The organism is Candidatus Acidiferrales bacterium (genome assembly GCA_035934015.1).
Taxonomy (GTDB): Bacteria; Acidobacteriota; Terriglobia; order Acidiferrales; family UBA7541; genus DAHUXN01.
Genome location: DASYYH010000018.1, coordinates 23,832 through 32,840, shown reverse-complemented (window position 1 = coordinate 32,840; position 9,009 = coordinate 23,832). Strand labels below are relative to the sequence as shown.

The following is a 9,009-nucleotide window of genomic DNA, read 5'->3' as shown; positions in this document are numbered from 1 at the left end:
TTCGTCCGGGTCGAAAGGGGTTTACACTCCGAAAAGCTTCATCCCCCACGCGGCGTCGCTGCGTCAGGCTTTCGCCCATTGCGCAATATTCCCCACTGCTGCCTCCCGTAGGAGTCTGGACCGTGTCTCAGTTCCAGTGTGGCCGATCATCCTCTCAGACCGGCTACCGATCATGGCCTTGGTGAGCCGTTACCTCACCAACTAGCTAATCGGCCGCGGGCCCCTCTTCCGGCGCATTGCTGCTTTGAATTCCCCGGTCGAAACCAAGGAAGTGTTATGCGGTATTAGTCCCGCTTTCGCGGGGGTATCCCCCACCGAAGGGAAGGTTGCCCACGTGTTACGCACCCGTTCGCCATGCGCCGGCCTCCTGTATTGCTACAGAAGACTGCGCATTCGACTTGCATGTGTTAAGCACGCCGCCAGCGTTCGCTCTGAGCCAGGATCAAACTCTCGTTTGAATCTGGTGCTCCTCGGTTTTTTTTGCGGAGAATTTTCATTCGCCGGAAAAAACCGGAAGCGAACTGTTGAATCGCTCGGTTCTCAAATGAACCAAACGGGTTCTGGCATGTTTCGTCCGATTGTCAAAGAGCAGCCCCGCGCGAAGCGGGTAACTCGCTAAGAGAAGCGCCCCAAAGAGCGGATCCAGTGAAGCGAGGACTTCCTGTCCAGCAGGAAGGAGTACAGACAAACGGAGATACTACAGGAACATTTTGGAGAAGTCAACGGCAATTCGACAATTTATTGAGCAGTGTGTCGCGCCTCTTGCGGCGACACCCCGGCGGCGATGTTGTCTGCCGTGCGCATTTCGATGTGCGAGGGGAGCTCCGCGTCGATCTCTTCGTCCAGCTTCGAACGATGAAATAAATTTGTGATTCGGCGAAGAATGGACATGCTCACTCGTACCTCAGCGCGACCATGGGATCGACGCGCATGGCGCGGCGGGCGCAGCAAGCAGCGCCCCTACGAAGGCAAGGCTAACAGCAAATCCCCGAGTACCCCACCCTTTGCGGCGCGCTTCGGCGCGCGCAAAGCGCAAAGGATGGGCCACCCGCGCGCCCTTTTTTTCTTGTGCTGCTAGCGCAGCAGACCGGCGGCGCGAATAGGAAGATTGATTATGATGCGTACCGCTGCGAACGTGTATGCGAAGGCTCATTACTCGTGCCTCAGGGCAACCATGGGATCGACGCGCATGGCGCGGCGGGCGGGAATGTAGCAGGCGGCTGAGCCCGCGATTAACAGGAGCAAGACTGACGCAACAGCGATTTCTGCGTTGCCTGGAGTGACGCCGTAAAGCAGCCCTTGCAACAGGTGAACACCAGCGAGCTCAAGCACGACACCAGCCGCAAGGCCCAGCAGAACGAGGCGCAGTCCGCGCCAGACGATCATCTTTAGCACGGCTTGGGGCGCGGCACCGAGCGCGGTACGAATTCCAATTTCTTTCGTGCGGACCATAACAAGAAATGAGAGGACGCCGTAAAGCCCGAGTGCGGAAAGGAGAAAACCCAACGCGGCAAACAGAGTAATGAGGGCAGCGTTGAACCGGGGCTGCACACGCAGAAGGTTCACGCGTGCATCCAGGGTCGAGATGCTCGCCAACAGCGTAGGATCAAGCGTTGAAATTTTTTCGCGAACCAGCCGCTCCACAGCGACTGGTTCCAGGGAGCTGCGTACAAGAAAGAAGGCATGGCGATCGTCCGGTGCCGTGACGGGGTCTGGCAAGCGCGGTCGCGGGAGATAGTAGCCGGGATCGCTGCGTCCAATCCTGCCGGATTGGTCAAGGTGGTTTACGTCGCCGACAACGCCGATGACCGTGTACCAAGATCCCGAAGGAGGTGCGAGCTGAAGATGCTGGCCGATTGCGTTCCGTCCAGCGAAAAGGCGAGCAGCCAGTTTCTTGGTCACTACGATCACATCGGAATGCGGATCTTGATCGCTTGGCAGGAACTCGCGCCCCTCGAGAATAGGAATGCCAAGCGTCTGGAAATAACCGGGCGTAACCGTACTCCAGCCGACTAGCCCGCCTTCGCCTTTGGGAGAAGGAGGCTGGCCTTCGACACGGATATCGAAGAAACTGCGCGCGCGCCCTCCTCCGGTGGGCGGGAGCGAGTCGCTAACGCCCACACCCGTCACTCCGGGCAAATCTCGCAACGCCGACTCCAGCTGATTGAAGAATTCGTCTGCCCTCCCGGATTGGCCGTAGGCTCGACCCAGCGTGACTTCGGCCGTAACAATGTGGCTGGTTTTCATTCCCAGCGGCACGTTGTCAATGTTTCGCAAGGTTTCGAGGAGCAATCCTGCCCCGGCGACCAGCGCAAAAGACACGGCCACTTGCCCGACGACCAGCATTGCTCCGAGGCGAGCCCGCGGTGCGGCGAGCGAAGGGCCGGCGAGGAGCGTGCGCACAGGTGGTGGAGTCAGCGCCGGTGCCAGTCCGCATGCTAAACCTGCGAGCACTGAGGCTATCAAAACAAAGAGCACCACTGGCGCGTCGAGACGCACCTGCGCGACATGCGGAATTCCAGCCGGTGCAAGCGCCACAAACAGACGCAGCAGCACGAAAGCCAGTCCCGCGCCGCCGACGCCGCCGGAAAGACCCAGGAGGGTGCTTTCCGTAAGTTGCAGAGCGATCAAGTTTCTCCGGCTAGCGCCGAGAGCCGTTCGCACTGCGAGTTCTCGTTCTCGCGCTGAGGCGCGCGCGGAAAGAAGGTTTGTCACGTTGGCGACGGCCAAGAGGAGTAAGGCGAGCGAAGCTCCAAAGAGAACCAATAGTGCCAACCGTATCGACCCGACCTGGTCTTCGCGCACGGAGATTAAGCCCAGTCCTATTTCCTTGCGGAACATCGGCGGTGAAGCTTGCCGCCAACTCTCAAGCGCGGGTTCGAGCTGGGCGCGGGCTTCTTTCATGTTCACGCCCGGCTTTAACCTTGCGTAAGCGCGCACCGCCCCGGCCATCGGGTTTGATCGCTCGGCGGCGGTAATAGCCTCGGGCAAGATGACGTCCACCGGTTCGAGCGTGGGCCACTCGAAATTCGGCGGCAAGATACCGATAATGCGGGTTGGCTGGCCATCAAGCGAGAGCATCTGACCAAGAGCTGTAGCGCGGCCACCGAAACGGCTCTGCCACAACGCATAGGAAATCAGGCACACTGCTGGGGCGTTGGGGCCGTCCTCTTCGGCATTGAAGCTGCGGCCTAAAATTGGGCTGATTCCGAAGGTGGGGAGAAACGTGGATTCCGCGCGTGCGCAAGCGAGACGCAGTGGTTGCGTCTCCGTCAAATCGCATCCCGCGATGCCGGGACGCCATGAAGTTATGGATTCGAAGGGCGTATGGGTGGTGCGAAGTTGCAGATAGGACGACGTGAAGAGGAACGGGCGCGAGTCGAAGGAGGGCATGAGCATCCCAAAAAAGACAAGCCGATTCGCATTCGCGTAGGGAAGCGGGCGAAGCAAATCAAGGTCGAACACACTAAATACTGCAGTGTTGGCGCCGATGCCGAGCGCCAGTGTGAGGACGGCGATGGCCGTGAATCCGAGGTTCTTGCGGAGGCCACGCAGGCTGTAATGCAAATCCCGCCACAGTGAATCGAGGAACATGTGGGCGTCGGCGGCGATTACGCGCTCTTTCATCGCAGGACGGCTGCCGAAGCGCAGCACTGCCTGCCGCCGCGCTTCTTTGGGCGACATTCCTGCGGCGATGTTGTCCGCTGTGCGCATTTCGATGTGCGAGCGGAGTTCCGCGTCGATCTCTTCGTCGAGCTTCGAGCGGTGAAATAAATTCGTGATGCGGCGAAGAATGGACATGCTCACTCGTACCTCAGGGCGATCATTGGATCCACTTTCATGGCGCGACAGACATCGCAAGGAATACATCGCGCCGCCCTCTTTTCTTGTGCTGCTATCGCAGCAGACCGGCGGCGCGAATCGGAAGAATCATTCATGGCCTACTCCTGCGCGTAGCGCAACACGGCGCGCACGCCTTTCACTACTTGTTCGAAACTTTCCTGGGCGTTGCGCAATTCCTTCTGGCCGGCAGGCGTCAGCCGGTAGTATTTCGCTTTGCGATTCGTCTCCGTCAGCTTCCATTCGGAGCGAATCCATCCGCACTGCTCCATGCGGTGCAAGGCGGGATAGAGCGAACCCTCCTCGACGGCCAGCAGGTCGTCCGAGGCGCGCTGGATGTGCAGGACGATTCCGTAACCGTGCAGCTCGCCCATCTGCGAAAGGGTTTTCAGTGTCAGCAGGTCCAGACTTCCCTGAAGATCGTTCTTCGCCATTTTGCATTACCCCTAGACAACTCAGCCTGATAAGGATTACACCTAGAATGCTAGGTATGTCAAGGACGTTCTTGTGTGGCGAAAAGAAAACGGGCCCGGCGGGGAGGCCGGGCCCGCGACGCGACTCTCAGACGGCCAGGAGGAGGGAATCAGCCGACCTTGAGATCGTTGGTCACAGAAAAAACGCCGGGGACACTATTGGCGCGCAGATAGGCGAGTCTGGCGTCGGTTTCGTTATCTACGTAGCCGATGAGGGTTACGTGGCCCGTATCCACGATGATGTGGATCATCGGATTCACGCCCATCGCATAACGGTAGAGGCTGGCGTAGGAAAAAATCGCGCGGTATTCGGCGCGGCGAATCTGAAAGTCCATCGAAGAGAACGGCAGGACGGTGATTTTGTCGATAACGTGCGTGACACCTTCGATGTGCTTCACAGAGGCAACGGCGTCTTCCTTCGTGCCCGGGTAGACGACTTCGCCAGTGAGCGTGACTTCGGTGCCGTTGACCGAATAAGCGAGGTCGTCAAACACGCCATACCACGGATTCATGGCCAGCGCGTGATGGACTTGCTTGATCAAGCCGGCTTCGAGCTTGGGGTCGGTCTGCTGGTAAGCGACAGGCCTATTTGACGCGGCGGAGAGTGCCGCAGCGTGCGGAGCCGCCAGTCCGAACATCAGCGCGGCGAGCAATGCCAATTTCATCCACAGAGTGATTTTGCTGGTTTTTTCTCTCATGACCCTCTCTCCTTTCTTCGCTCCTTGCCACGTTTCCAGGGTCTCCTTCATCACTCTGGCCACATCCCTAATATCGTTAGATGCGGTTTGGCACAGCCGGGAAACCCGTGAGGAAGCTGCAAAAACGACGCGGGCACGGGTTCAAGCCCGTCTGGGCGCGCAACCATCTCCGGTGGGGAGGCATCCCTCTAGGTCATTCGCGGCTGAAGAGCCCTTTCGGGCGGGGCGTAACTACAGAATTGTGGCTGGTTTGCGGGAAGAAAATTGGGTATGGCCGGAGTTGGGCAGTGATGTAAACTGCGTAGCGCTCCTGTGGGGCGCTTGCCATACGGATCTTGGGGGATTCTGAAACTTCCGGATAAAGTCGTCGGTCCGCAGTTGTTCCGTGGTGAAAATCGGATGGAGGATTTGATGAATTTGAAACGCTTGATGTATGTGGTTTTCGCGCTGCTGGTGACCTCCGGCGCCGCTTCAGTGCGGCTCGCGGCGCAGACCATGACCACCGGCGGCGTGCACGGCACGGTGACGAATCCGAAGGGAGCGCAGGTGTCCGGGGCGGTGGTGGAGTTGAAGAACAACGCCAAAGGGACGGTGCAGACGGCGACGACGCCGGGAGATGGTTCGTATCAGTTTGGATTGCTCGATCCGGGATCCTACACCATTACCGTGACGATGACCGGCTTTCAGCCGGCGGTGAAGGTGGTGACGGTTCCTCTGGGTGAGCCGGTCGTGGTGGATTTTAAGCTCTCGGTGCAGCCGCTGCCCGCACAGGTGCAGGCGGCTTCTCTGCTGAAGAAGCAGGATGGCAACCAAGGGGTGGCGTTCACGCGGCGGCAAATTTTGCACGAGCCGAATCCGGGCGAGGATGTGACCCGCTTCGCGCAATTGGCGCCCGGAGCAGTGATGAATACGGTGGGCGGGACAGGGAACTTCGCGCAGTACGGCATGCCGGCGACGTCGAACAAATTCACGCGCGACGGCGTGGACCAGATGCAGCCCTTCCAGAGCATCAACGACACGGGCGCGACGGGATTGATGCTGGGGACGAACGAAATTCAGGAAGTGGACATCTCGAACAACAACTACAGCGGGAGCGTGAGCGAGCTGGCGGGGACGGGCGTGAATCTGATCACGCGTTCCGGTGGAAGCACGCTGCATGGCGAAGCAAATTACTTCTGGAACACGCGAATCCTGAATGCGAACGATTTCTTCAACAACGAGCAGGCCATTCAGCGGCCCTTTGACAGCGCCAACCAGTGGCAAGGGTCGCTGGGCGGGACGATCAAGCCGAACAAGGTGTTTTTTTTCCTGGATTCAGAAGGCGGTCGCGTGCTGATTGATTCGCCGGCGACCGTGGTGATGCCGAGCCCGCAATTCCAGGCGGCGACGCTGACCAACCTTCAGGGTTTGGGTCGCCCGGACGTGGCAGCGTTCTACAGCGGCATTCTCTTCGGGACACTGAACGGCGCGCCGCAGTCCAGCGCGGCGCTGGATAATCAGTTTCCGGGCCAGTTCACCGACAGCAGCGGAATCGTCCATACGACCGGAGACGGCTGCGGCGGGTTCAATTTGAATCCGCAGTTTTACAATCCAGCGGGCGTGGGAGTCGGCGCGGCCGAGCCATGCTCGGTGGGATACACGACGACGCAGAAGAACTTTACGAAGGAATGGCTAGTGAATGGGCGGCTGGATTTCAATATTTCGCAGAAAGACCGCATGTTTGTAAGAATCCGGCGGGACTGGGGCAACCAGACGACCTATTCGGACCCGATCAGTTCGGCCTTCAATGTGTATGCGTCGATTCCGGCGACGGAAGGGCAACTGGTGTGGAACCACAATTTCGGGTCCACGGCGGCGAATCAAGTGTCCGTCTCGGGGCAATATGTTTCGGCGGTGTTTGGGCCGACGAGCCAGATCAACGCGTTCGACGCTTTCCCGACGACCATGGCGATGGCGGACGGGACGTTCTACACCACGACGAGCACGCCGAATCCATGCGTGAATGCGCCTTTGGGATCGGGGCTGCCGATTCTGCTCGGCGGACAGGATTGCAGCGTGCCGCACGGGCAGAACGATACGCAAGTGCAGATCAGCGATGATTTTTCGAAGACCGCAGGACGGCACACAATCAAGATGGGCGGGCAATACCTGCGGCTGGACGTAAGCGATCACAATTTTGGAACGCTGGCGACAGGGGTGCTGCTCGTCAATTCGATCAATGATTTTTACAACGGAGGCCAGACGGGCGATTCGTATACGCAGTCGTTTCCGCAGGCGCAATCCGAACCGATGGCGGAGTACACGACCGGCGGGTATATCGAAGACGACTTCCGCTACAGCGACCGGCTGAACCTGACCGTGGCGGTTCGCGCGGAGCACGACTCGAATCCCATCTGCCGCAATCTGTGCTTCGCGCAATTGTCATCGACGTTTCAGAATGACATTGGGCTTGGCAACAACCAATCGAGTTTGCTGCAAATTCCTTACAACCAGTCAATCAAGATCAACCAGGAGCACGCGCTCAGCGGACTTCACAGCGTGGTGTACGAGCCGCGCATCGGGTTCGCGTGGCAGCCGAAGTGGCTGGGAACGAAGACGGTGTTACGCGGCGGCGGGGGACTTTTCTACAACATGCTGCCGATGTCGATCGTGACGCCATTCGCAGAAAATCCGCCGTTTGGGGCGACGTTCACGAGCACGAACGACTTTCTGGTGACGACGACGGGCGCCACAGGGTCGAGCATTTTCAGCGACGTGAAGGGAGCGAACACGGTCTTCCAGCAGGGCTTCTACAGCAGCGAGACGTTCAACACGATTCTGGCGAACGACGCGTCGTTTACACCGCCGAGCATTTTCACGGCGGAAGGAAGAACGACGATTCCACAGTATCAGAAATGGAGCCTGGAGCTGCAGCACCAACTGACGAATACGACGCTGGTCAGCGTCTCGTACGTGGGCAATCACGGCGTGCATGAGCCTGTGGTGGATAACTCGGCGAACGCTTACAGCACATCAACCTTCGGCACGCTGCCGCTGGGGCAGGCGCCGGATCCGCGATTCGGAGAGGTGACGGTGCTCTACAGCGGCGGAGATTCGCACTACAACGGAGTCACGGCGACGGTGACGCACCAGATCAGCGGGGTGTGGGGACGAGGCGTGATTCAGGGGAGTTACACGTATTCACATGCGATGGATGACGTATCAAACGGAGGATTCCTTCCCTTTTCGCCGACAAGCTTCACATACCCGCAGGATCCGCTGAATTACTCGGGAAACTATGGGTCGGCGGACTATGACGTCCGGCACAGCGGGAGCATGAACTTTGTGTGGAATCCGCCGTTAAGAGAGATCATTGGAAAACGCGGGCCGAATTACCTGATCAACGGGTGGGAGATCTCCGGTGTCGTCTTTGCGCGCACGGGACTGCCCTATAGCGTGGTGGACGGCGCGCTGAGCACCAGCCTGCAGGCGACGAACTACTTCGGGGCTGTGATTCCGCAATACATCAGCGGGCCCACAGGCTGCCGGGTGAACTCTTCCGGGCCAAGCTGCCTGGCGCCGCCGGGAACGGCATCCACGTGCCTGACTGCGGCGGCGTGCGAATTCAACATCGGAGCGGAAAGCGCATTTTCGACAGGACAGCGGAATTTCTTCCGAGGGCCGGATTTCTTCAACGTGGACGCGGCGGTGATGAAGTCAACAAGCATTCCCTTCTGGCAAGGCGCACACGTGATCCTCGGAGTGCAGGCGTACAACGTGCTCAACCATCCGAATTTCGGCATGCCCGTGAACAATGCTGCGAGCCCAAATTTCGGGGAAATACTGGCCACGGCGGGATCTCCGACAAGCGTGCTTGGCTCGATGCTGGGCGGCGAGATGAATGCGCGAGTGCTGCAGTTCAAGGCGCAATTCACGTTCTAAATTCTTATCCTCTTGCGAGAATTCTTACGGCGGCCCGGGGAACCCGGGCCGTTCTTTTGCGCAAAGCTTTTTTCGCC

General features: G+C 59.0%; 5 protein-coding genes and 1 rRNA gene. 1 reads left to right on the top strand and 5 read right to left on the bottom strand.

The window, feature by feature from the left end:
- The 5 genes from VGR81_09585 to VGR81_09565 all read right to left on the bottom strand — a co-directional run.
- Positions 1–458 (bottom strand): 16S ribosomal RNA (locus VGR81_09585); the annotation flags it as partial.
- A gap of 280 nt (positions 459–738) precedes the next feature.
- Positions 739–891, bottom strand: a complete 153-nt coding sequence (locus VGR81_09580) for a permease prefix domain 1-containing protein (GenBank protein HEV2289189.1) — start codon at positions 889–891, stop codon at positions 739–741.
- A gap of 261 nt (positions 892–1,152) precedes the next feature.
- On the bottom strand, positions 1,153–3,801 hold the full coding sequence (locus tag VGR81_09575) for an ABC transporter permease (GenBank protein ID HEV2289188.1): 2,649 nt from the start codon (positions 3,799–3,801) through the stop codon (positions 1,153–1,155).
- A 140-nt stretch (positions 3,802–3,941) separates the two neighbouring features.
- Positions 3,942–4,274 carry a PadR family transcriptional regulator gene (locus VGR81_09570; GenBank protein HEV2289187.1) on the bottom strand — a complete coding sequence of 111 codons (333 nt, stop codon included), beginning with the start codon at positions 4,272–4,274 and terminating at the stop codon, positions 3,942–3,944.
- A gap of 149 nt (positions 4,275–4,423) precedes the next feature.
- Complete coding sequence (locus tag VGR81_09565; GenBank protein HEV2289186.1) at positions 4,424–5,011, bottom strand: BON domain-containing protein; 588 nt, start codon at positions 5,009–5,011, stop codon at positions 4,424–4,426.
- Between the two features lie 411 nt (positions 5,012–5,422).
- Here VGR81_09565 and VGR81_09560 point away from each other — a divergent pair, with 411 nt between their 5' ends.
- Positions 5,423–8,932: a carboxypeptidase-like regulatory domain-containing protein gene (locus tag VGR81_09560; protein HEV2289185.1), complete on the top strand. Its 3,510-nt coding sequence runs from the start codon at positions 5,423–5,425 to the stop codon at positions 8,930–8,932.
- Positions 8,933–9,009: the final 77 nt, after the last annotated feature.